The sequence below is a fragment of the Flavobacterium nitratireducens genome, from assembly GCF_029625335.1.
Lineage (GTDB): Bacteria > Bacteroidota > Bacteroidia > Flavobacteriales > Flavobacteriaceae > Flavobacterium > Flavobacterium nitratireducens.
On the sequence record NZ_CP121111.1, the window covers coordinates 1,322,982 to 1,347,541 of the forward strand.

The window sequence follows — 24,560 nt, forward strand, 5'->3', positions numbered from 1 at the left end:
TGCTTCAAATTATAACTTGGAAATGCAATAATTGCTTTTAACAAAAAATAACGCTTTACACAATGCTTTTTATTTTTTTAGCCCTTGCAAAACGAGACATGTAATAATTAGATTGAAAAATTTTCATCTCTGTTTTTGTAAAATTATCAATGTCAATTTGATTTTTTTCTTCTCTTATAAGTATTTAACATAGCATAAAAATGCCAATATTTTGCCTTATATTCATTTTCATTTGCTGAAATGCTATTGTTATGTTTCCTATATTGATATAAAACTTCATTCAAAAATACAACCACTCCAACCTCTTCCATTTTAAAATACAAATCTTGATCTACAGCCCTTTTCATCTTTTTATCAATACCAATAGTTAAATTGTATTTTTCCTTTTTGAAAGTTGCAAAAGCTGTCATAGCACCTGCTCCATAAGTCAAATAGGATTTACCAATAGGAATTGCTGCTCCATGTTTTCCCTCTTCAATCTGATTCAAATTGAAATCAACCAATTTATATTTTGAGGTAACAATACTAATATTTGTATTTTCCTGATGAAGCTGAATCATTTTCTCAATAGCAACAGGAGATAAAGCATCATCAGGGTCTAAAAACCCACAAATTATTCCTTCTGCTAGACTTACACATTTATTTTTGGTAAAACCACAACCTTCATTCTCTTCGTTTAAAAATAATTTAAAACGTGAATCCCCCTCTATAAGTTTCTTAATCATAAATACTGAATCATCCGTAGAACCATCATCTACAATAATTACTTCCCAGTTCGTATAGGTTTGTTCAAGAATACTATGATAACAGTCTTTAAAAAAATGACCATTATTATAATTAGCCACTAATATGGAAACTAGGGGATTATTCATTTCTATAAATTGCTTTTTCAATTAATTCATCGATGGTTCTCAAATGTCTTTCTAATGTAAAACATTCTCTAATCCTATTTTTACCTTTAGCCCCAATTTGCAGTGCAAGAGATGTATTCTCCAAAAGTAACATCATTTTTTGAGCCATCGCATCCACATCATGTTCAGGAACTAAAAAACCTGTTTCTCCATCAATAATTACATCAGGAATTCCTGCATGAAAAGTTGAAATTACTGGTAAACCTGCTGCCGAAGCTTCTAAAATAGCCACTGGAGTCCCTTCCTGATCTCCATTAATAGCTGTAATTGAATGTTGTACAAAAGCTAAACTTTTACTTAGATAAGCTTCAAAATCTTTAGGCGATAATACTCCTGGAAGTATAACATTATTTTCTAATTGATAATAGCTAACCAAATTTTTACATACTTCATACAATTCCCCATTTCCTCCAATAACTAATTGGGCTTTAGGGAATTTTTCTACTACTTGCTTAAAGGCTAAAATAGTATAATAGGGTGCTTTTTTATTAACAAATCGTCCTAACCCTATAAAAATTGGTTCCAAAAACTTTGGTACAATTTCTAAAAAAAGATTATTGGGACCATACGTATTATAGATTACCTTTTCCTGTGGACAACCCAACTCAATAAGTTTATCCTTCATTGAAAGAGAAACCGCAATCACATAGGTACTGTAATCAAAAACCTCTTTGTAATTGTTACATGATTTTATAACCGAATCTACTGAGGCATCATAACCATGAAAATGAGTAATTAGTGGTATCTTTAAACACTTACAAATAGAAACAATGCGATAAGCTGTTGTACCATATTGAGCAAAAACTAACTGAATTTTATTCTTCTTTAATGAAGAAATAAAAGCATGTTCAGCACTAGTAAGTAAGGTTAATCTTAATTTTCTTTTAATCTTTATGATTACTTTATTAAAATCACTATTTAGACTTCCTTTACCCTCTAAATAACTAGGCAAATGTCCTCCATAATAATAATAAATATTATCTCTTAATCCTTTTTTTGAGCCTGAATAAAGGTTTCAGAATAAGCATTTTGAGATGGAGAAACCATCGCTATTCTGTTTTTTTGCAGTTCCATAAATTCAATTATTATCCCTTTTTAAACAATCGTATCTAAAACATAAATAATTCCAAATAAAAAAATGAATTGTTCTATTCTCTAATTTCACATTATAAAATGTTTTTAATAAAACTTCTGTAACAGAATGCAAACGAAACCACTTCTTATACAAATTTAATTCTGCTCTTACATTTTTTATTTTAGCCTCTAACATAAAAAAGCGTATATCTTTTTCTTCAAGCAACCTCTTTTTTTCTCGTGAATACTGTTATGATTTCTAGTAACACTATGATGATTTCTAAAACAATTCAGCTTTTTTTTACAAAAAAAAACTTTCGATTTTAAAGCTATTTTAATCCAAAAATACCAATCCCCACACATTTTCATTTGTAATAACGATTCTGAGAAAAAAAAGTTATCAACTAAATTTCTCCTAAAAATTACCGCACTTGCATTAGGTATCACATTAAAAAAACTTAAATATAACTGTATAAATTGCCTTCCATCCATTTCAAAATTATCGACCCAAATATTCGGTTGAAAATATTTAGTATAATTGATTCTATGATATATTTGGTGACAATTTACATCAACATCAATTGTTTGACAATAGCCCAAACCAATAGTTGAATCTTTAATCATTGCATCTATTATATTGTCAATAAAATCCAACTCGCAATAATCATCACTCTCTGCAATCCAGATGTATTCTCCTTTTGCAAAAGCAATCCCATTTTCCCATTGTTTAAATGGACTACCTGAATTTACTTCATTAAAAACACAACAACTTACTTTAGGATGCTTTGCATATTCTAAAAGAATTTCTCGGCTATTATCTGTACTACAATCGTCTAACAAAATTACCTCAAAATTAGAATAGCTTTGATTAAAAACACTCTCTAAACGCTGTTTTAAAAAACGTTCGTGATTGTAATTGGGAACTATTATAGAAATTAATGGTGGAGATTCATTCATATTTTACTCATTCAAACCTAAATTTAAAAATCATTCAAAAAATTACCAGTAATTAATTTTTAAACATTTTTTTTAATAATTTGACGGGATATAAAATAAAATTACCTACTCTATAAGAATTACAATTCCTTAATATTTGAATAAACTTTTCTTCTTGCTGAAAATTCAATATTTGAGAACCATTAAAAAAAGAACAAGGTTGACTATTAAAATCCCTATTAGAAGCAATAGCTATTAAATATATTGATTCTATAGGGTCTCCTTTCTTTATTATCGAAAAATCTCCACTATAAGTAAAAATTTCATTTTTATTAAATTGACTATTTATATATGAATTCCCGTTTATATAAGATTGACCTAAAAACTGTTGTTTAGAAAAAAATTTTTTAACTAGGTTAAAAAAATCTTCCTTATAAAGTTCTTTCACATGATATTTATTTTTGTAACCCCTTCTGTCAGTATAATAATATTTATCAGGTGTTGAAATAATTAAAAGCCCATCTGGTTTTAAAATACGTTTAATTTCCATCATCATTTCATCATGTTTATCATGATGCTCTATAGTTTCAAAGCTCACTACTACATCAATAGATTTATCTTCGATTGGAATTGAATCTGCTGCTCCTATCTTAAAACTTAAGTTCTCACTAACATATTTCTCTTTAGCATTAAAAATAGTGTCGGAATCAATATCTATTCCAATTACAGAATGAGCTATTTTACTCATTAAAAAACTACCGTATCCTTCACCACAAGCAATATCTACAACAACCTTATTTGTAAGATAATCAAGTACTATAGCATATCTGTGTAAATGCTCTATTGAATTATTAGTATTTACGAATGTTTCTAATCTTTCCCCCGTCCAATCTTTTTTCATTTTTTATTCCCAATTTAATAGTGGTCTAATTAGACCTGGTATATTATGAGTATATTCTCCTCTAATTGTTTTATCATTTTTATTCTCAAGAGACATTAAATCCAACTATATCCATTTCATGAAACTCAACAAAAAATGGATTATATCGTAAAATTGCAAAACTACAAGTATAATTCCCCTCAGCTAGCAAATTTTTAGGTATAATAATAGTTTTTTTATACGAATTAATTGGAAAAGGCTTAACTAAAGTTAATGAGTTAGAATCGTGAGAACTTAATATGTGTACTCCTTGTGAATTAAATAAATTAAAACCATGTGTAAACAATTGATTTTCTTTTAATATATCATACGTGAATTCAATTTTAATATCCTGTGTAGTTAAATGATTCAAACCTTGTTGATTATAAGCATCAATTACTTTTACTTCTTTCATTTTAATAAAATCCGAACCTGGAGGTATCTCATTATCCCAATTCCTATAAGAATGAAAATTTGATTTTTTTAAATAAGTATTAATACAATTATCAATCTCTCCTTCAAAAACCACTTTCCCATGTTCTAAAACAATTCCCCTAGTACACAAACTCTTCACTGCCGCCATATTATGACTCACAAACAATACGGTTCTTCCTTCGCCTCTGGAAATATCCTGCATTTTACCAATGGCTTTTTTTGGAATTCGGCATCGCCTACGGCTAACACCTCATCAACAACCAAAATTTCAGGTTCGAGAAAGGCAGCTACAGCAAAAGCCAAACGAACGGTCATTCCGCTACTGTAGCGTTTTACAGGAGTGTCAATATAACGCTCACAGCCTGAAAATTCGATAATCTCATCGAGTTTGGTTGTGATTTCGCTCTTGGTCATTCCTAAAATAGCACCATTGAGATAGATGTTTTCCCTGCCTGTTAATTCGCCATTAAAACCGGTACCTACTTCTAATAAAGAAGCGATACGACCACGGGATTTAATAGTTCCTGTTGTGGGAGCTGTAACCTTTGAAAGAATTTTTAAGAGCGTTGATTTTCCTGCTCCGTTTTTACCAATGATTCCTAAAACTTCTCCTCGCTCCACTTCAAAATTGATATCCTGTAACGCCCATACATAATCGGAACTTCCCTTTGTGGAACGATCATTCACATCGCCTATTTTTAAATACGGATCTTCTTTTCCCCGAATACGGTGCCACCAACGATTAATGTCATGACTAAGCGTACCGGTTCCTACCGTACCTAATCGGTATTGCTTGGAGATGTTTTCGGCTTTTAGAATAATATTCTTGTTGTGAGTTCTGGGTTCTGGGTTGTCGGGCATTGTTTGAGTTGTGAGTTCTGGGTTCTGGGTTGTGAGTTGTGAGTTCTGGGTTCTGGGTTCTGGATTCTAAAACCTCTAAAACTCATAACTCAATACTCACAACTGATGCTATTTCCAATTTTGTTCTACATACTTTATAAAGTTAAAAATTTTTCCACCTAAATTTTCATAACGCTGTATTAATGATTCAAAATCCGGTTTCAAATTAGGATATAGTACTACTATTTTATAAATATGACCAATTGTCTCTAAACAACTAGAATGAGAAAAAACCAAAAACCGAATAAAATCAGCTTTATATTTTCTTCTTCCATATCCTTCTACTATATTAGACACTACACTATCTGAAGAGCGCCGCAACTGACTTCCTAACTCATACAATTCGTACTTGGGTAACTTTAGACTATTAGGATGTACCGTTAAAAACAAATCCAAACCAATATTGTAAATGTCTAAATCTTTATAACTTTTAAAATCGCTCATGTTTTTTTGTTGTGGGTTATCAGTTGTGGGTTATCAGTTGTGGGTTATCAGTTGGACTATCTCATAACTGACAACTCACAACTCATAACTGCTTAAACCGTATCAATAAAACTCTTTTCTACCTTATTAAAAACTAATAAACCTAAAATAAAAACGATGATCGTAATCGACGCTGTATACATAATGCCATAAACAGAAATTTCCCCCACATTCAGTAACATGACTCGGGATGTTTCAATGATATAGGCCAATGGATTGTATTGTACTAACCAGCTGTATTGTGGCATTTTCTTTTCAATAAGTGCCATAGGATAAACTACTGCCGAAAGGTACATTAACAATTGTACTCCAAAACCAATAAGGTAATTTAAATCACGGTATTTAGTCACCATTGAAGAAATAATCATTCCTAAGCCTAAGCCCAAAATCCCCATTAAAACGATTAACAAAGGAAAAAACAAAACCCAAATGGTGAGTCCTATTGCTGCTCCATTCCAATAGAAATAAAGATAAAAACAAATGAAAATTATAAATTGGATACCAAATTTCAATAAGTTAGATATCACCACCGAAAGCGGCGTTATTATCCTAGGGAAATATACCTTACCAAAGATCCCTGCGTTGGCCGCAAAGGTATTGGAAGTTCCATTCAAACAAGTGGTAAAATAATTCCAAACGGTAATTCCTGCCATATTAAATAAAAAAGGAGGTACTGCTCCTGTTTCGATACCTGCAACGGTATTAAAAATAATGGTAAAGGTAATGGATGTAAATAAGGGTTGAATGAGATACCAAAGTGGCCCTAAAACGGTTTGCTTGTACACGGTTACTACATCTCTTTTGACAAAAAGAAATAATAAATCACGATAGCGCCAAACTTCATTTAGATTCAGAGAAAAAAACTGTTTTTGGGTTTGATTTCAAACAGCCAATCTTCATCAACAGTATCTTTTGGTTTCATTATTTTTAATTCAATAATTCTTTGTTGTAAATATAAATCTCATTCTCTAAACCCACCAAAAATAACCGACTAATAACCTAAAAAGACTAAAAACTACCCGTTTTAAAAGAAAATCCTTGTTTGTTGTGGGGTTGTGGGTTGTGAGTTGTGAGTTGTGGGTTGTGAGTTGTGGGTTGTGAGTTCTGAGTTCTGAGTTCTGAGTTGTGGGTTGTGGGGTATTTTTTTTCTGCCCCTAAAGGGGAAAAGAAATTTATAAAATTCCAATACCTAACTCATAACTCACAACCCAGAACTCATCATTTCAATCTCATCACTTTTTCCTTATCTTTGCACTATGTTTACACTTTTTAAATCCAAGCCGGTTTTGAAGGATTTAATTCCGGACAACCATGTTGATATTCATTCCCATCTTCTTCCTGGTATTGATGATGGCGCTAAAAATTTTGAAGATTCCTTACGTTTAACGCAAGCTTTGAAAAGTTTTGGCGTTTCTCAATTCATTACCACACCTCACGTTATTCAACATGTTTGGGAAAACAGTCATGAACAGATTCTAGCCAATAAAAACAGTACTGTTGAGGCACTTCGTAAAAACAACATTAGTGTACCATTTCAAGCAGCTGCCGAATATTTAATGGATGACCAATTTGTTCGTTTGTTCCAATCGGAAGCATTATTGACTTTGAAAGATAATTATGTTTTGGTTGAAATGTCATACATCAATGCACCTATTCAGTTGTATTCTATTTTATTTGATTTAAGAGTGGCCGGATATACTCCTGTTCTTGCCCATCCAGAACGCTATTTGTTTTACCATAAAAATATAAACGAATACGAGAAATTAAAAAAGGCGGGCTGTTTGTTTCAATTAAATTTATTAGCTGTTACTGGCTATTACGGGGAGAACATCACCAAAGTGGCTGAAAACTTGCTTCAAAAAGGCCTGTATGATTTTGTAGGTTCCGATGTACATCACAACAATCATATTGCTGCTTTTGATCAAAAGGTCAAATTAAAAGACTTGAATCCTCTGAAAGAGGTTATAGGAAACAATCAGTTTTTTAAGGTTTAATTTTTTATTTTTTACCCTAGAAATCATGTCGGTTTTTCAGTTGTGGGGTGTGGGTTGTCGGTTATCAGTTGTCGGTACAGTTCTCAAGTGAATTTCTTTTCTTCCCCCTGCCCCTTTAAAAAAGTTATGGGTTATCAGTTGTGGGTTGTGGGTTGTGGGTTGTCAAATGAATTTCTTTTCTTTCCCCTGCCCCTAAAGGGGAAAAGAAATTTACATGTAATTGCTAATCCTATACGTTATAATTTTCGGCTCCCTTTAGGGCTGGGGAAAAGCGAAAATTTTTCTACTTCTAACTCCTAACTTCCCTCTTCTAACTTCCCTCTCCTAACTTCCCACTTAGCATCATTTATCCAACACCTCATAAGTAGAGTTCATACTTTTGAACTCAGGAACTATTCGTTTCATTTTTGCCACGATGGCTTCCTTATTATGAAAATTTGCGATGGTAATTAGTTCTTCTATTTCGTCATGCAAAATTTCAAATTCTTCCTGAATTTCTTCAGCAATCATAATTTTTTGGTGATGAGTTGGGATGGTTTTAGAAGTATCGTTGAGTAATTCTTCATACAACTTTTCACCTGGACGCAAACCAACTATCTTGATTTTAATGTCTTGATCCGGAACAAAGCCTGCTAATTTGATCATTTTTCGAGCTAAATCAATAATTTTCACGGGTTTGCCCATATCAAAGATATAAATTTCTCCTCCTTTGCCCATTGCTCCTGCTTCTAATACCAACTGACAAGCTTCAGGAATGGTCATAAAATACCGAATAATATCTGGATGTGTAATGGTTATAGGTCCTCCTTCGGCAATTTGTTTAGTAAACAATGGTACAACTGAACCGTTAGAACCCAAGACATTACCAAATCGAGTAGTAATAAATTTGGTACTCATAGCGGTTTTATTAGCAACTGATTTTAACTGTAAGGATTGTACATATTTTTCAGCAATTCGCTTACTAGCTCCCATGACATTACTAGGATTTACTGCTTTATCTGTAGAAACCATAACAAAACTTTTCACTTTGTATTGGCAAGATAAATTGGCTACATTTAGAGTTCCCTCCACGTTAGTCAAGATCGCCTGAGAAGGATTTTCTTCCATAAGCGGAACGTGTTTATAAGCTGCCGCATGGTATACCACTTCTGGACGATAGTCTTTAAAAATGCGTTCAATAGTGTCTTTGTTTCTAATATCCGCTACTATTGTCTGAATGATTGAATTTGTATTTAAAGCCATGAGTTCTAAAGACAGATTATGCAAAGGTGTTTCGGCCTGATCCACAGCAATAATCTTTGTGGGTTTAAAAAACAATACCTGTCTAACAATTTCACTACCGATAGAACCAGCTGCACCAGTTATCAATATTGTACACTCCTTAATTTGTTTTGAGATCGATTTACTATCTAAAACTATTGGTTTTCTATCCAGTAAGTCTTCAATCTGTATACTTTTTACTTTTTGAGAAATCTCTTTTTGATTTTCCCAATCTGTAATGGCAGGTACAACATAAACCTTATAATTGAGTTCTAAACATTGTTCTACGATAACCAATCGCTCTTCTTTAGACAAACTTTTATCCGCAATAATAACCCCCTCTGCTCCCACAGAACGCATTAAAGTAGGCAACTTTTTCTTTTGAATTAAAATAGGTAAGTCCATCATTCGTTTAGACGAATTTTGACTGTTCCTGTCTACAAAACCAACGATTTTAAAACGGGTTGGGATCTCAAGTTTTAATGATTTAGCTACAGCTAGAGCATTAGCATCGGTACCATAAATAAGGGTCCTTGGTAAATTGATACGATTTTTTTCTGAAAAAACTTGTTCAAAAACTTGTTTCACTACCACACGATACATGAATAAACCACAAAAAGAGAGAATCATGTATATAAATAAAGCGGTGTTTAAATATATTTTAGTAGCATAAAAAAATTCATAAACTGCATTTCCTGAAACAAAAATGAAAAAGACCGAAACTTGAGAAAATAATAATTTAATAGCATCGGTATAGGAAGAATACCTAATAATACCAGCATATGTTCTGAAAATCCAAAAAAAGTAAAGGTTAACACCTACTAATAAACAAATAAATTTAAGCTTGTTCTCAAAAGAAATAAAATGCAAGCCTATACCATTAATTATTAACTTTGTGAAGAAAAAACTAGCAATTAAGACTGCTAAATCGATAGCTAAAACTATCCATCTGGGCAAATAACTTAAATTTCTTATATTAAGAATTAAATTATTTCCAGAAGAAAAAGGCAATATTAACCTTTTAAAATCTTGTTTCGTATAATTATTCAAGAATACTCTATTTTATTATATTAACAATAACAAATATAAACATTAACGATTAAAACATCTAAAGTAATAAATTTCAACCTATTATAGATTTACTAAACCTACAAACATTCATTTCAAACAAAAAAAATGTAATTAATCAAAATTTATGTTTTAATAATCCTAGCAAATACTCTCCATAACCTGATTTTTTTAAAGGTTCGGCCAAACTTTGTAATTGAATGTCGGATATAAAACCTTGACGCCAAGCTATCTCTTCAATACATCCTACTTTTAATCCTTGTCGTTCTTCAATAACTTGTACAAATTGTCCTGCTTGCATCAAACTATTAAATGTTCCTGTATCTAGCCAAGCGGTTCCTCTACTCAAGATACCTACTTTTAATTTGCCTTGTTCTAAATAGGCTTTGTTCACATCGGTTATTTCATACTCGCCTCTGGCACTAGGTTGAATATTTTTGGCAATCTCCACTACCGAATTATCATAAAAATACAAACCTGGTACGGCATAATTCGATTTAGGCTGTAATGGTTTTTCTTCGATTGAAATGGCTTTTAGTTCTTTGTCAAATTCAACTACACCATATCGTTCAGGATCCGAAACATGATAAGCAAAAACGACTCCACCATCTGGATTGGTATTGGATTGTAACAATTCATCCATATTGGAGCCAAAGAAAATATTATCACCCAAAACCAAAGCAACACTATCCTTACCTATAAATTCTTCTCCAATCACAAAAGCCTGAGCTAAACCATTTGGGATTGCTTGTTCGGCATAACTAAATTGACAGCCAATAGCAGATCCATCCCCTAACAACTTTTTAAAATTAGGTAAATCGTGGGGTGTTGAAATAATTAAAATCTCATTAATTCCCGCAGTCATTAAAGTGGACAATGGATAATAAATCATTGGCTTGTCATACACAGGCATCATTTGCTTACTCACCGCTAAAGTAAGTGGATGCAAACGTGTACCTGAACCTCCGGCTAGTATAATTCCTTTCATTTCTTAAAGTTATGAGATATGGGTTATGAGTTATAAGTTTGTACCCTACAAAGACAAATAACCCATAAGATTATTAAAAATCAAGAATACTGTTTTTGATAATAAGAAGCATAGGCTCCCGAAGTCACATTATCTAACCACTCTTGGTTGTTCATGTACCAGTTAACCGTTTTTTCTAAGCCTTCTTCAAAAGTTACTGAGGGTTTCCATCCTAATTCTTTATTGATTTTCGTGGCATCAATCGCATAACGAAGGTCATGACCAGGACGATCTTTTACATAAGTAATTAATCGCTCTGAAGTTCCAGCAACTCTACCTAATTTTTCGTCCATGATTTTGCAAAGTAACTTTACCAAATCAATATTCTGCCATTCGTTAAAACCACCAATATTATAGGTGTCATGATTTTTACCTTCATGAAAAACCAAATCAATAGCCACCGCATGGTCTTCTACAAAAAGCCAGTCACGGGTATATTTTCCATCACCATAAACTGGTAGAGCTTTATTATTAATGATGTTATTAATAAACAATGGAATTAATTTTTCTGGAAAATGATTCGGTCCATAATTATTAGAACAATTAGTCAACACATAAGGCAAACCATAGGTTTCTCCATAGGCACGCACAAAATGGTCCGAACTCGCTTTAGAAGCCGAATAAGGGGAATTAGGATCATAGGCTGTGGTTTCTGTGAATAAGCCTTCTGCTCCTAAACTTCCATACACCTCATCAGTACTGATATGATAAAAGCGTTTTCCTTTTTGATTATCTTTCCAACAATTTTTTGCAGCATTCAATAAATTAACGGTTCCAATTACATTGGTTTTTACAAATGCCATCGGATCGGTTATGGAACGATCTACATGCGATTCGGCGGCTAAATGCAACACTCCATCAAATTGATGTTCATCAAAAAGAGCGTTGATGAAATTTTCATCTACAATATCTCCTTTTATAAAAGTATAATTGGGCGCTTTTTCAATATCGGCAATATTCTCTAAATTTCCCGCATAGGTTAAAGCATCCAAATTAAAAATTTGGTATTCAGGATACCTCGTTACAAATCGTCTTACAACATGAGAACCAATAAATCCAGCCCCACCGGTAATTAGTATTTTTTTCATTTCTATTTTTTCTCGCGAATTAAATCGAATTTTATACGAATTAATCCAAATTTTTGAAATTAAATATTCTTTTTTGTTTACTCCGTTTAAAAGGAGCAAAGATTTAGTACATTATTATTAAATTTTCGGCTCCCTTTAGGGCTGGGGAAAGCGAAAATTTATGTTTTCTTTCGGAGACTCAGTCACTAAAATTTCTTTTTCTTTCCCCTCCCTAAAGGGTGGAAAAAGAAATTTGCTAACTCCTAACTTCCAGCTTCTAACTTCTAACTTTCAATAATTCCATACACTTCCTCAAACTTTCTTTATAATCCGGAACTACCACCCCAAAAGTATTTTTAATCTTAGTTTTATCTAATAAAGAATAAGCAGGTCGTTTTGCTGGTGTTGGATAAGCTGAAGAAGGTATTCCGTTAACCTCACAATCAAAATTACCTATTTCTTGAATCGCTAAAGCAAATTCGTACCAGCTAATTTCACCTTCATTGGAGAAATTATAAATTCCGGCTTGCCAATTTGAATGATTGATAATAGTCAAAATAGCTTGGGCTAAATCGGCGGCGTAAGTTGGACTACCTATTTGGTCATTTACCACATTTAGAGTATCTCTTTCCTGCATTAAACGAGACATAGTTTTCACAAAATTATTCCCAAAACTGGAATACACCCATGAAGTTCGAATAATGACTGCATCTGGATTTTGTTTTTGACAAGCTTTTTCTCCAGCTAGTTTGGTAAGACCATATACATTGATAGGAGCAGTTGGCTCATCTTCAGTCAATGCCACAGCCGAATTTCCATCAAAAACATAATCAGTAGAAATATGGATAATTTTACAGCTATTTGTATAACTCCATTGGGCCATAATAGAAACTGCCTTATGATTTAGAACATCTGACAATTCGAATTCAGATTCCGCCTTATCAACAGCTGTGTGTGCAGCACAATTAATTAAAATTTGAGGATTAATTTTGGCAATTGCAAGCGTTAAATTTTCTAAATCACATAAGTCTAATTCCTGATAATCTGTAAAAAACCATTCAAAATCAGTATTTTTTGAAAGTACTCTTAACTCAGAACCCAACTGGCCATTAGCACCAGTAACTAATATTTTACTCATCTAATATTCCTAATTAATACGTATTTCACAAATTATTCTAATCACCAACCTATCACTCATCACTGACTATTCATTATTAAAATCCCAAATCAATATCTTTAAAGGCCGGAAGTATTAAATCTTTTTCTGAAACAATTACTTTATTGGAATCCATTTGCCAGTCAATATTTAATGTAGGATCATCAAAACGAATTCCTCTTTCACTTTCTTTATGATAGACCTGATCTACTTTATACATAACTGAAGCAGTTTCGCTTAATACCGAAAATCCATGTGCAAAACCATGTGGAATCATTAATTGCTTCTTGTTCTCGGCGCTTAAAACAATAGAAAAATGTTGACCGTAAGTGGGTGAATTTTTTCGCAAATCAACCGCTACATCCAGAATTTCTCCTTGCAAAACCCGAACTAATTTAGCCTGAGCAAAAGGATTGATTTGCAGATGTAACCCTCTAATAACCCCGCGTGTGGAAAATGATTGATTGTCCTGAATGAAATTGTAATGAATTCCATTTTCCTGAAATTTCGCCTGATTATAGGCTTCAAAAAAATAACCTCTTTCATCTTTAAAGACAGCAGGTTGAATAACTAATAAATCCTTGATTGTTGTTTCTTCGATGATCATTATTTCTATTAAAAATAAAAAACATAAAAACATTATAAAATCAAATCCTATAACTTTTTGATGTTTTTGTAATGTAATTTCTAATTATATTTTAAAGATTTTTTTATACCAAGGTGTTTTCTCTACTTTCACACCGTAACCATAACCATAACCATAACCTTTCGTAGAGTCGGTATCGTTTAACAACATACACATATTTGGTAATTTTTGATCCTTGTGTAAACCGTTTGGTATATCCAACATGCGTTTTTCTAAGAAATTAGCACGGGCTACATAAATAAAAGTATCAGCATGCTTAGCTATTAAAAGAGTATCCGTTACTAAACTTACAGGAGCGGTATCCACAATAATATAATCATACTGCTTTTTTAATGTTTCAAATAAAACATCTACTTTTTTACTCATCAATAATTCGGCTGGATTAGGTGGAATTACCCCTGCTGGCAACACATGAAAATCCTCATAGCCTTTTTGTTGAATAATCAAATCCTCTAAACTCAATTCTTTTGAAGACAAATAATTAGTCACCCCTCTATCTGGCAAGGTTAAATACTCATCAAGTCTCGGATTTCTAATATCCATCCCTATCAATAATACTTTCTTGCCCGACAATGCAAAAGTAGCAGCCAAATTCACAGAGACAAAAGTTTTTCCTTCTTTAGGAAAAGTCGAAGTCAGGAAAATAGTTTTGGCAATGCCTTCTGGCACTTTAGCCAACATGAATTCTAGATTAGTCCTAATAATACGCAAAGCTTCAGCCGAACTCGATCTACTTTCTGACTGCATAATGGAGGAAGCATCTTCAGATGTAGGTACATCCCCAATAAATGGTATTTGTGTTTTCCCCTCTAAATCCAGACGACTTTTAATTTTTGTATCAAATAAATCCATCAGATAAATAATTCCAAATGGAATCAAAAGACCTAATAATAAAGCTGCCAAATAAATAATAGCCTTTTTAGGAGACACCGGCTTTTTAGACCCCATGGCCGCATCAATTACTCTGGCATTCGCCTCGGTGGATGCAAGAGAAATAGCGGTCTCTTCGCGTTTCTGTAATAAATACAAATACAATTGTTCCTTTACTTTTTGCTGACGGTCAATAATACGAAACTGACGCTCCTGTGTAGGGATCTTTTGGATTTTAGAAGCGATCATACCCTCATGAGCATCTAACTTTCTTTTTTGGATATTCAGACTCGATTGCAAACGCCCCAAACTGGATGATACGCTGGCTTTTAACGCACTGATTTGTTCGTCCAGTTTTATTACTGCAGGATTGCTTTCTGTGGCCGATTTCAGGATTCTGTTTCGTTCCAATACCAATTGATTATAGGAATTTATCAATCCGGAAGCATTGGTATCTGAAATTAAATTTACCGGCAATAAATCAGCATTACGACTTTTTTTCATAAAATCCAGCATATTTGCCACCACCTGCAATTGAATATCAACCTCAGCAATTTTTTTATTGTATTCATCTGAACCTTCAATAAAAAGAGCCGCTTCGGATGGAATATCGGTCAGTTTATTGGATCGCTTAAACGATTCCACATCCTGCTCAACTCCCGCTAACTCTTTGGTAATCAAATTCAGACGCTCCGCTATAAATTCAGAGGTATGCTCCGATATGATGTTTTTATCCTGAACGGCATTTTCATTATAGTTTTGAACCAAAGTATTTAAAAAATCTTCCTCTCGTTCCACTACAGGACTAACCATAGCTAATTCTACCACACTGGAGGTCTTACTCAGAGGAGTCACCTTAAGCCTCCCTCTGAAATCTTCCGTTGCGCTTTGTAAAGGAGCAATTATTACATTCAGTTTCAGTTTTTCTGCATTCGATAAAAAGGCTGTTTTGTTAATCGTCAATTCACCAAAAAGCGTTTCTATCGCTCTTCCATAATGAAACTGCTCTTTCCCCTGCAAAGGATCTTCCTGATCTTCAACCAGGTTTTTTAAGGTAAATGTATCAGTTGATAGCGACTCAAATTGAAACACAAAAGTATCTTGTAACAAATCCTGAGTTTGTCTTCCTAAAGTTACAACAATTGGTCTCTTCTTGTAGATAACTGTACTTTTGATCTTACCTTCTGATACTAAAGTAACATTCAAATGTAATTTTTGAATAGTACTTTCCACCAAGGTACGTGACTTGAGAATCTCCACTTCATTATCCAGATTATTTTTAAGACCAGTGGTAATCCCCATATCCGCAAAAGCTGAAAGCTCTGAAAGCCCCCCACCTTTTTTCTCATCTTTTACCAGTATCGTAGTACTTACCTGGTATTGAGGAACGGCATATCTCAAATATACAAAAGCAATCAAAACTGCCACCAAAACAACCAGTACAAACCATTTCCAGTGTACCAAATATTTATCTAATTCTGCCCGTAAATGAAATTCCTGTTCCTGACTCTCTTTTGATATATAATTTTCCATTAAAAATTGTATTAAAAAGTCCTTAGTAAAATAGCGGCTAATGTCATTAACAAAGAACTAATCGAAATTATAACACCGGTATTAGGCCCCACCGCTGAGCCATTAACTTTCACTTTATTAGGTTCAACATAAACAACATCATTTTGAGCCAGATAATAAAAAGGCGAATGAATAAAATCGGCTTTGGTAATATCGACACGGTTATAGGATTTTACCCCATCAATTTCCCTTATTATCAAAACATTATCCCTTCTGCCATAAATAGTCAAATCTCTTGCTTTACTTATCGCTTCGATCAAAGTAATACGTTCTGACTCTATCTGATAAGTTCCCGGTGAATTAACCTCTCCCTGAACCGATACCTTAAAATTGGTAATTCGGAGATTAATAATCGGATTTTTGACATACGTCCCAATTTTATTTTCTAATAAATGGATCACTTCGGTACGGCTTAATCCCCCCACTTTCAGTTTTCCCAAAACCGGAAACTGAATATAACCATAGGCATCTACCAAATAGGTTTGAAGTGTTCTTTGTCCCGTAGATAACAAGGGGTTGGCTGCTGTGGTCACTGACTCAGAAGTCAAATTAAAAGGAGCAGCGATTTCTGGATCTTCTGCAGAAACAATAATCATCAACACATCGTCCGGTTGCAGCTTAATTTCATAAGACTCCGCTTTCTCACTCACATTGGTCGTATCTATATTCTGATAGTAAACCACCGAGTTTCGGGAGGCACAGGAAACAAACAAAGCGACTACAAAAAAAGAAGCGCTTTAGGAAGTAAATATTTCATTATAATTATTTTTTTTGCGAAAGTAAGCATTTTATAGAAACATCGAAAATTAGAGTGTTTATCTTACAACAAAAACGAACCCTTATTTTAAACTAAAAGGCAGAAACAAACACATTAACAACATTTTAGTCGACAGAATTTATTTATCAAAATTTCAAATAAAAACAAGTTTAAAACTTGATAAACATTAGTTTTCTTCTTTTTATCTCTTTTTAATATAAAAAGAGGATTAATGAATCCTGTAATAGATATTAATATTTAAGCCGTTGGGTGAAATTATCATAAACGTCAGTTCAGGTGTTTTTTTGCGTAATGAAATGAAGCCATAAATGTTCCGATAGCTATCGGCACCAGAACCGTTTTTTATTATAATTTTTCTTGTTTTCGATACTATTTTCTTCCAGAAGCTTCGGGAGAAAATCACTCGAACTGACGAAATTTAATAATCAAAAACAAATTCGCCTGACGGATTATAGTTAACTTTTTTAGCTTTCAGTGTACTTAAAAAAATCTTCTAAAACCATTTTAATTCTGGTACGGTCTGCTTCTGACAAATTAGATCCCGAAGGCAGGCAAAGTCCTTTTTCAAACAGCTTTTCTGCTACTTTTTCTCCATAATAGGGAGCCTCTCTAAAAACAGGCTGCAAATGCATCGGTTTCCACAATGGCCGGCTTTCGATATTAGCCGTTTCCAATGCCAGGCGAAGATCTTCTCTGGTTTTTCCACCACATAAATCCGGTTCCATAACGATAGCGGTAAGCCAATGATTGGAATGATAATCAGTATTGGGTTCGCTCAAGACACTTACTCCTTTAATTGTTGCAAAATAATCCGCGTACCACTTATTCATATCTCGACGCAAATTCACGTGCTTGTCCAACACTTCCATCTGACCACGACCAATACCCGCACAAATATTACTCATACGGTAATTATATCCTATTTCCGAATGTTGGTAATGCGGTGCATTGTCTCTGGCTTGTGTTGACAAAAAAACCGCTTTATCTTTGATTTCTTTGTTTTTACAAACAATAGCTCCTCCACCTGAAGTGGTGATGATTTTATTTCCATTGAAAGACAAAATAGCCATATCTCCCAAAGTCCCACATTTACGACCTTTATAAGTACTTCCTAAGGCTTCTGCACTATCTTCCACCAAAGGAATATCATACTTTTTACAGATTTCAATAATTTCATCCGTTTTAAAAGGCATTCCGTACAAATGCACACCAATCACGGCCTTAGGTTTCTTTCCTTTTGCTATGCGGTCAACAATAGCTTCTTCCAAAGCCTTAGGATTTAAATTCCAGGTATCGATTTCGCTGTCCACAAAAACCGGAATCGCCCCCATATAAGCAATTGGATTCGCTGAGGCAGCAAAAGTCATAGACTGACAAATCACCTCATCACCTTCCTTAACCCCCAGCAGAATTAAAGCCAAATGCAAAGCTGCTGTTCCGGAACTTAAAGCTCCCACATGAACATTTTCTTTCAAATAGTTTTCCAAATCAGCTTCAAAACCATTTACATTCGGTCCTAAAGGGGCTACCCAATTCGTTTCAAAAGCCTCATCAACATAGTTTTTTTCAGTTCCTCCCATATGCGGAGAAGAAAGCCATATTTTATTATTCATAATTGTATTTACAAATTACTAATTTCCTTTATTTTGATAACCCTTCCCGGATTTCCTACAACAGTTGCCCCGTCAGGTACATCTTTAGTAATAACACTACCGGCACCTATCATACACCATTTACCAATTTTGACACCTTGAATAACAACTGCACCAATACCAACCTGAGTTCCTTCACCTACTTTCACATCTCCAGCCAAACCAGCATTAGGCGAAATATGTACATAATCTTCTAACACACAATCATGATCAACTGTTGCATTGGTGTTAATGATACAGTGCTGCCCAACTATAGTATCTGAATTAATTATTGCACCAGCCATAATAACTGTTCCTTTTCCTATTGTTGCTCTTTTAGATATTTTACTCTTAAGGTGGCAAAGAGTTTGGTAATCAAAATCATGTTCTTGAACCACTCTTTTCCTTACAGCATTATTCCCAATTGATATAATAGCTCTAACAGCTTCTACTGGAACATGATGTATTACTTCATAATCTAACAATTCCTTCTTAGATTGGTCTGCATCAATAAAAGCATTAATGGCTATATTGTTTTCTTCAGCGATTTCAGCTACTACTTTGCCATGCCCGCTAGCTCCGTATAAATACATCTGTAATTTTAAAATTTAATTATGTCCGTTAAAAGCGTCTGTAGTAACATGTCCCTGTTGCGAAATTCCTTCACTTTTGAATACCTTCTTAAAAGTCAAAAAAAACACTTTCAAATCTACTAACAACGAAAGATTATCTACATACCACACATCCAGTTCCAACTTTTTTTGCCAACTGATGGCATTTCGACCATTTACCTGAGCCCAACCGGTAATTCCAGGACGGACATCATGACGTCGTTTTTGCGTTTCATTATACAAAGACAAATATTGTGGCAATAGAGGTCGTGGCCCTATCAGGCTCATATCCCCTTTCAATACATTAATCAACTGCGGAATTTCATCCAAAGAGGTTTTACGAACAAAAGCTCCAATAGGTGTCAAACGATCAGAATCTGACAATAAATTCCCTTGAGAATCTGTTTTATCGTTCATAGTCTTGAACTTGATGATCTTAAAAATTTTTTCATTCAACCCCGGACGTGCCTGAAAGAAAAAAGGTTTTCCGTCATTCGCAAAAAACAGTCCGATAATTACCAATAAAAATATCGGTAACAACACAATCAGTCCGATTAATGCAACTAAAAAATCCAAAGGTCGTTTTAGATAGCTCTTATACATTTTTTTCAAGCGATTTATATTCTTCGAGCAATGCTTCCCAAACTAATTGTTGTTCGTATCGTGAAGTAATCATTTTTCTTGAATTGGATTGTAGTTCCTTATAGAATAAATTATCATCGATTAATCGCCTCATTGCAATCTCTATAGCCTTTGCATCTTTTACCGGAATAATTATCCCATTCAGTCCTTCTTTTATAATTTCATTACAACCGTTTATATCTGTTACAATTGATGGTAATTCCATAGCCCCGGCCTGCATCACCACATTAGGATAACCTTCACGATATGAAGGAAAAACAAGAGCATTGCTTATTGCAAAATAAGGGCGTACGTCTTCTTGGAAACCTACTGAAATAATATTGGAATTAGATTCTATTTGTTGTAAAGTTATAGGTTTTAAGGGATCCAACTCAGATTCCAAAGGACCGACTAATAAAAGTTTATGAGTTGTGAGTCGTGAGTCGTGAGTCGTAATTTGAGAAAAAGTATCTACTAATTCATTAATCCCTTTATCCCCAACTAAACGCCCCACAAAAACGAATACAAAATCCCCTTCGTTGATATTCAATGATTCTTTAAGATTTTTTTCTCAATTACCGTTATCTGCTCTGGTGAAAAAAAATCGCAGTCTATTCCATTAACATTGCCATTTGCCAAAACCTTCAATGGTTTTTTAGTAATACCGTAAGTTATCAAATCATTTTTCACTCCCTGACCTTCCGGATATACATTGGTGGCAGCCCAGCACAGGAGCTGATCCATCTTAATCAAGAGTTGTTGCATCAAGCCCTTCTTGGTGGGGAATATTAAACCCGTGAAAGTATGTATCCTTATCGGAACCCCTGCCATTTTACCAGCCAACATAGTCAGCAAACCAGCTTTTGGGGTGATGGAATGCACTATAGACGGTTTTTCCTTGCAAAATAGAAGATACAATTTCCATAAAGAAACTAAATCCACAAAAGGTGAAATTGATCTTTCCATATTTACACTTACTGTACGAACCTTTTCGCGGTCAGAAACCACTTTCAAATTATCATCATCCCCAGATACGGCAATTACTTCATACTGATTTTTTAAAAAAGACAACTGACCTCTTAGTAGATAATTTAGAGACATCGATACTGTCGCAGTTCGAATTAGTTTAACTTTAGTAGACACTTTTGTACAATTCTATATGTTGAGTTACCATTTTCTTAATATCATATTGTTCAGATTTAATCATACATCTTTTCACGGTATCTTCATACAGAGTCTCATTTCCTAAAAATTCCTGGATTCGAGATGCTAATTCTTCCGAATTACCACATTCAAAAAGAACTCCAGCCCCATCTACAATATCAGATAACCCAGGTACATTTGACGCTATAAATGGTTTTCCTGAAGCCATCCCCTCTATACTGGACAAAGACATTCCCTCATATTTAGAAGATAAAACGACAACATCTACAGTCCTTAAAAGTTGAGGTATATCCATTCTTTGTCCCAAGAAAAAAACTCTATCTGTAAGAGATAATTCTGAAACTAACAATTCACATTCTTTTCTGGTTTCTCCATCACCTACTAAAAGCAAAACAACATTTTTAGGCAATAAGGCCATAGCTTTTATCAAAGTCTTCTGATCTTTTTGAGGTCTAAAAGCTGACACCTGTAAAATTAACGAATCCGATTTTTTAATAATTGGATATATTTCTGTTTTATTATGAATAGGCATTGCCGATCGAATTGCATCCAAATTCACTCCGTTATTGATAGTTACAAATCTACTCTCAAACTTTGGAATATAATTCCTATATATTCCGTATATTTCATCAGAAATAAAAACCAATCTTTTATAGTGGGAGTAAACAATTTTTTCCACAGCCTTGAAATAGTTCTTCTGAATCCTTCTGTTGGTAGTGTTGTGCTCAGTAAATATCAATTTACACTTTCCTCCAATTAATAAATTTGCAAAAACGGTATAATATTGAGCAGGAAACAAATGCACATGAGCAATATCATATCGCCTTAAATAAGGCATTAGTTTTAAAATATTCAACGGATTATAAATATCTTTATAATTTCCTGATTCTTTCAACACAAACACCTTACAACATCCAAGAGACTTCAAGGCATTGATAAACTGATGATTATTATTCCAAAGCACCAATATATCCATTTCTATCCCAGACTTTCTATACAAAGGAATGGTATCCAACAACAATTTTTCTGCGCCGCCAGTTCCGAGAGAATTTATTATTAGAAGAATTTTCATAATAAATAGATTTTAGTTTTATAATTTCTCATTTCCGGAATTATCATATACAGAGTACTTATGAACCGAAAAGCATATCCTGTAAAATGTCTAATAAAAATTGACTACTACGCAGTACAAATCCCAATTGAAAATAGCCTTTGTTCTGTTTAGTGATTGTAATTATAATCCTTTTATTAAGTTATCAAACTTAAGTTCTATTTGCTTCAGATACATCTCATCATTATAATACGTTTTGAAAACTGATTGGATTTTTTCATCAAGTTGAATTGAATTAATGACTCTTTTTTCAAAATCTATAATCTGTTGTGCCTTTTTATATACCGAGCTCTTTGAGTTCAAACAAATAGAATACTCTCCCAAGTCTATGTTTTCCACAAAAGCGTGTACTGAATCAGTATAAATAGGTATAATAGCACTTGCTAAATATGAATTCATTTTTGTTGGAGTACTTACGTTATTTACTAATATATCCTCCCTAATTATAAAACCATATTTATATCTCATCAATTCTTTTTGTAAATCGCTCAAATTAACATATTTTATTTCAACATTATTTATTCCATATTTACTTACCATGTCAAAAGCTTCATCTTGTTCCTTCACGAGGAGAGTCAATGAAGCTAGTGGAATTTCTTGTTGTATAGCTTTAAAAATTTGAAGAGTTTCCTCTACACACTGCCAAGTTGCCATACTACCTGCGTAAACAAAACTTGGATATTTATATCTCTCTCCTGTTGAACTTGCTAACCCTGATAAATATTTTAAATTATAACAAGGCATAACGAGATAATTCTGTTTATTATAAAAATATTTATTCCTATAATGCCTTAACATCCTATTAGAAACGACAAATAACAAAGTTGAATATCTTATTGAGATAAATTCGATTAAACATTTTAACAAATACACTATCTTGTTATTTCTGCCACTCAAAAAATATTCTTCAGGAGCTACTCCTTGAGCCCAATAAATTGTTTTAAGGAATGGGTAACGAAACTTTGCCATACAGAAATACTTTTCTGTTATCGTAAAAATAATATCTTTTCCCTCAACATTGCCTAATTTAGTGCGGTACTCCATATCTATTCCCATAGATAAGAATACTTTTTCAATTAACCCAACATAGTAGATAGTAGCATCATTTAATGAACGCTCATCATAATAAAAAATAACTTTCATTTTTTTCTTTTGTACTGGAGAAAGTTTTGGATTTTTTGAGCTTTCAACATTCAAAAACACAAAACTTATCATATAGAGATAAAAGAAATTGTGGTTAAATAAAATTTGGTCTGAAAATAGAACCGCTACAAAAATCAAAAAATATCCAGTCGTAAACTTATTATTAAATCCTTTTTTTAATATCAACAAAAAAACAAAGAAACCAATTACCCCAAATGAAAAAACTGCCATAAAAAAAGAATTAGCATAATTGTATGCCTCCGCAAAATTGTGCTGTAACTGAAAGTCTCCTAATTGATTATGACCTATTCCAAATAAAAAATCCTTAAACTCAAAATAATCAAATGTCTTTAAGACACCAAATACTCTAATATTATCATTTAACGAACTTGTATCCAACTTGTTTGAATAATCTTCATTTATAGCTTCAAATTTATCAGAATACAACATCATGAAAAGTACCAATGGAATAATGCTCAATAAAACATAACCTATACTCTTAGCAGAAGAAACAGAATGACGAATTAGCATTATCCCTAACAATACAATACCTAATGTACTTGTAGATAATATTAACCCCAAAGTAAATAATCCGAACATCCAGTAATTTTTTCTCTCCAAATTACGATACATAATTGGCACAATGTATATAGCAAAATGGGAAGGTTCTTTAAAAAAAGAGGTTGGTCTTCCATAAAGAATGGACCCTCCAAATGTTTCAATATCAAATCCATCTTTTACAAAATTAGCTATCGGAAGTCTTAATGGCAAAGGCTTGTCAAAGAAGTAATATGAAACATATTGAATAAACACCCCCAACACCGCGAACAACCCAAAATAATTTATTATTTTTTCAATTTCAGAATCATATATGTAGTTTTTTTTATAAAACGACAAAAACAACGCAAAAACTAAAACCTGAATAGAATTATTTATAAATATATTGCTTTTATTAGCCGTAGAAAGGCCATAAGATAAAATATTTAACACCACAAGTATAGCGAAATACAAAAAAAGCATTCTATCAAACTGAAATTTCCTATTAACTAGAACTAACAACAACATTCCGAACAATAATGCGAAAGTATCAACCCCAACATTTGGTATCAATTCATAAATACCAATCATTGGACACAACATTATTATGTAGAGTATTATTTTATTTGCTTTTTTTCAGTTAACA

18 protein-coding genes and 3 pseudogenes are annotated in these 24,560 nt (G+C 33.2%); 1 reads left to right on the forward strand and 20 read right to left on the reverse strand.

Annotation, left to right across the window (positions count from 1 at the left end; all coding sequences use genetic code 11):
- Positions 1-152 precede the first annotated feature (152 nt).
- From P5P90_RS06295 to P5P90_RS06325, 7 genes and pseudogenes are all read right to left on the reverse strand, one after another.
- On the reverse strand, positions 153-872 hold the full coding sequence (locus tag P5P90_RS06295) for a glycosyltransferase family 2 protein (protein WP_278036317.1): 720 nt from the start codon (positions 870-872) through the stop codon (positions 153-155).
- Entirely contained in the window at positions 865-1,863 is a 999-nt protein-coding gene (locus P5P90_RS06300) for a glycosyltransferase (protein WP_278036318.1), read from the reverse strand. Before P5P90_RS06300 ends, P5P90_RS06295 begins: the two co-directional genes overlap by 8 nt.
- Positions 1,864-2,174: 311 nt before the next feature.
- A complete protein-coding gene (locus tag P5P90_RS06305) occupies positions 2,175-2,942 on the reverse strand; it encodes a glycosyltransferase family 2 protein (protein WP_278036319.1) in 768 nt (255 codons plus the stop codon).
- A 52-nt stretch (positions 2,943-2,994) separates the two neighbouring features.
- A complete protein-coding gene (locus P5P90_RS06310) occupies positions 2,995-3,822 on the reverse strand; it encodes a class I SAM-dependent methyltransferase (RefSeq protein ID WP_278036320.1) in 828 nt (275 codons plus the stop codon).
- Between the two features lie 505 nt (positions 3,823-4,327).
- Positions 4,328-5,136: pseudogene (locus P5P90_RS06315) on the reverse strand (ABC transporter ATP-binding protein); the annotation flags it as partial.
- Between the two features lie 108 nt (positions 5,137-5,244).
- Positions 5,245-5,619 carry a four helix bundle protein gene (locus P5P90_RS06320; protein ID WP_278036321.1) on the reverse strand — a complete coding sequence of 125 codons (375 nt, stop codon included), beginning with the start codon at positions 5,617-5,619 and terminating at the stop codon, positions 5,245-5,247.
- Positions 5,620-5,711: 92 nt separating this feature from the next.
- Positions 5,712-6,580: pseudogene (locus P5P90_RS06325) on the reverse strand (ABC transporter permease).
- 334 nt (positions 6,581-6,914) lie between these two features.
- Between P5P90_RS06325 and P5P90_RS06330 the strand changes: the two are divergent.
- On the forward strand, positions 6,915-7,652 hold the full coding sequence (locus P5P90_RS06330) for a tyrosine-protein phosphatase (protein ID WP_278036322.1): 738 nt from the start codon (positions 6,915-6,917) through the stop codon (positions 7,650-7,652).
- Between the two features lie 342 nt (positions 7,653-7,994).
- Here P5P90_RS06330 and P5P90_RS06335 read toward each other — a convergent pair whose 3' ends face one another.
- From P5P90_RS06335 to P5P90_RS06395, 13 genes and pseudogenes are all read right to left on the reverse strand, one after another.
- Entirely contained in the window at positions 7,995-9,962 is a 1,968-nt protein-coding gene (locus P5P90_RS06335; protein WP_422851724.1) for a polysaccharide biosynthesis protein, read from the reverse strand.
- Between the two features lie 136 nt (positions 9,963-10,098).
- On the reverse strand, positions 10,099-10,968 hold the full coding sequence (rfbA, locus tag P5P90_RS06340) for a glucose-1-phosphate thymidylyltransferase RfbA (protein WP_278036324.1): 870 nt from the start codon (positions 10,966-10,968) through the stop codon (positions 10,099-10,101).
- An 80-nt stretch (positions 10,969-11,048) separates the two neighbouring features.
- A complete protein-coding gene (gene rfbB / locus P5P90_RS06345; protein WP_278036325.1) occupies positions 11,049-12,095 on the reverse strand; it encodes a dTDP-glucose 4,6-dehydratase in 1,047 nt (348 codons plus the stop codon).
- 256 nt (positions 12,096-12,351) lie between these two features.
- Positions 12,352-13,212, reverse strand: coding sequence for a dTDP-4-dehydrorhamnose reductase (rfbD, locus tag P5P90_RS06350; protein WP_278036326.1), 861 nt, complete (start codon positions 13,210-13,212; stop codon positions 12,352-12,354).
- Positions 13,213-13,288: 76 nt separating this feature from the next.
- Complete coding sequence (gene rfbC / locus P5P90_RS06355) at positions 13,289-13,837, reverse strand: dTDP-4-dehydrorhamnose 3,5-epimerase (RefSeq protein ID WP_278036327.1); 549 nt, start codon at positions 13,835-13,837, stop codon at positions 13,289-13,291.
- Between the two features lie 84 nt (positions 13,838-13,921).
- Positions 13,922-16,279: a GumC family protein gene (locus P5P90_RS06360; RefSeq protein WP_278036328.1), complete on the reverse strand. Its 2,358-nt coding sequence runs from the start codon at positions 16,277-16,279 to the stop codon at positions 13,922-13,924.
- An 11-nt stretch (positions 16,280-16,290) separates the two neighbouring features.
- Positions 16,291-17,001, reverse strand: coding sequence for a polysaccharide biosynthesis/export family protein (locus P5P90_RS06365; protein ID WP_278036329.1), 711 nt, complete (start codon positions 16,999-17,001; stop codon positions 16,291-16,293).
- A 559-nt stretch (positions 17,002-17,560) separates the two neighbouring features.
- The gene (locus P5P90_RS06370; protein ID WP_278036330.1) at positions 17,561-18,709 is read right to left on the reverse strand and encodes a DegT/DnrJ/EryC1/StrS family aminotransferase; all 1,149 of its coding nucleotides are present in this window, start codon (positions 18,707-18,709) and stop codon (positions 17,561-17,563) included.
- Positions 18,710-18,717: 8 nt separating this feature from the next.
- Positions 18,718-19,320 (reverse strand): acetyltransferase, encoded by a 603-nt coding sequence (locus P5P90_RS06375; RefSeq protein ID WP_278036331.1) that lies wholly within the window; start codon positions 19,318-19,320, stop codon positions 18,718-18,720.
- A gap of 15 nt (positions 19,321-19,335) precedes the next feature.
- Positions 19,336-19,941: a sugar transferase gene (locus P5P90_RS06380; RefSeq protein WP_278036332.1), complete on the reverse strand. Its 606-nt coding sequence runs from the start codon at positions 19,939-19,941 to the stop codon at positions 19,336-19,338.
- Positions 19,934-21,060 (reverse strand): annotated as a pseudogene (locus tag P5P90_RS06385) (glycosyltransferase family 4 protein). Before P5P90_RS06385 ends, P5P90_RS06380 begins: the two are co-directional and overlap by 8 nt.
- 31 nt (positions 21,061-21,091) lie before the next feature.
- Positions 21,092-22,195, reverse strand: a complete 1,104-nt coding sequence (locus P5P90_RS06390) for a glycosyltransferase (protein ID WP_278036333.1) — start codon at positions 22,193-22,195, stop codon at positions 21,092-21,094.
- Positions 22,196-22,357: 162 nt separating this feature from the next.
- Positions 22,358-24,505, reverse strand: coding sequence for a hypothetical protein (locus P5P90_RS06395; RefSeq protein WP_278036334.1), 2,148 nt, complete (start codon positions 24,503-24,505; stop codon positions 22,358-22,360).
- Positions 24,506-24,560 lie beyond the last annotated feature (55 nt).

Excerpts from the sequence above, each read along its gene's own strand:
- P5P90_RS06295 (WP_278036317.1), bottom strand. The coding sequence starts at position 872 with ATGAATAATCCCCTAGTTTCCATATTAGTGGCTAATTATAATAATGGT.
- P5P90_RS06305 (WP_278036319.1), bottom strand. The coding sequence starts at position 2,942 with ATGAATGAATCTCCACCATTAATTTCTATAATAGTTCCCAATTACAAT.
- P5P90_RS06310 (WP_278036320.1), bottom strand. The coding sequence starts at position 3,822 with ATGAAAAAAGATTGGACGGGGGAAAGATTAGAAACATTCGTAAATACT.
- P5P90_RS06320 (WP_278036321.1), bottom strand. The coding sequence starts at position 5,619 with ATGAGCGATTTTAAAAGTTATAAAGATTTAGACATTTACAATATTGGT.
- P5P90_RS06330 (WP_278036322.1), top strand. The coding sequence starts at position 6,915 with ATGTTTACACTTTTTAAATCCAAGCCGGTTTTGAAGGATTTAATTCCG.
- rfbA (WP_278036324.1), bottom strand. The coding sequence starts at position 10,968 with ATGAAAGGAATTATACTAGCCGGAGGTTCAGGTACACGTTTGCATCCA.
- rfbB (WP_278036325.1), bottom strand. The coding sequence starts at position 12,095 with ATGAAAAAAATACTAATTACCGGTGGGGCTGGATTTATTGGTTCTCAT.
- rfbD (WP_278036326.1), bottom strand. The coding sequence starts at position 13,212 with ATGAGTAAAATATTAGTTACTGGTGCTAATGGCCAGTTGGGTTCTGAG.
- rfbC (WP_278036327.1), bottom strand. The coding sequence starts at position 13,837 with ATGATCATCGAAGAAACAACAATCAAGGATTTATTAGTTATTCAACCT.
- P5P90_RS06360 (WP_278036328.1), bottom strand. The coding sequence starts at position 16,279 with ATGGAAAATTATATATCAAAAGAGAGTCAGGAACAGGAATTTCATTTA.
- P5P90_RS06370 (WP_278036330.1), bottom strand. The coding sequence starts at position 18,709 with ATGAATAATAAAATATGGCTTTCTTCTCCGCATATGGGAGGAACTGAA.
- P5P90_RS06375 (WP_278036331.1), bottom strand. The coding sequence starts at position 19,320 with ATGTATTTATACGGAGCTAGCGGGCATGGCAAAGTAGTAGCTGAAATC.
- P5P90_RS06380 (WP_278036332.1), bottom strand. The coding sequence starts at position 19,941 with ATGTATAAGAGCTATCTAAAACGACCTTTGGATTTTTTAGTTGCATTA.
- P5P90_RS06390 (WP_278036333.1), bottom strand. The coding sequence starts at position 22,195 with ATGAAAATTCTTCTAATAATAAATTCTCTCGGAACTGGCGGCGCAGAA.
- P5P90_RS06395 (WP_278036334.1), bottom strand. The coding sequence starts at position 24,505 with ATGATTGGTATTTATGAATTGATACCAAATGTTGGGGTTGATACTTTC.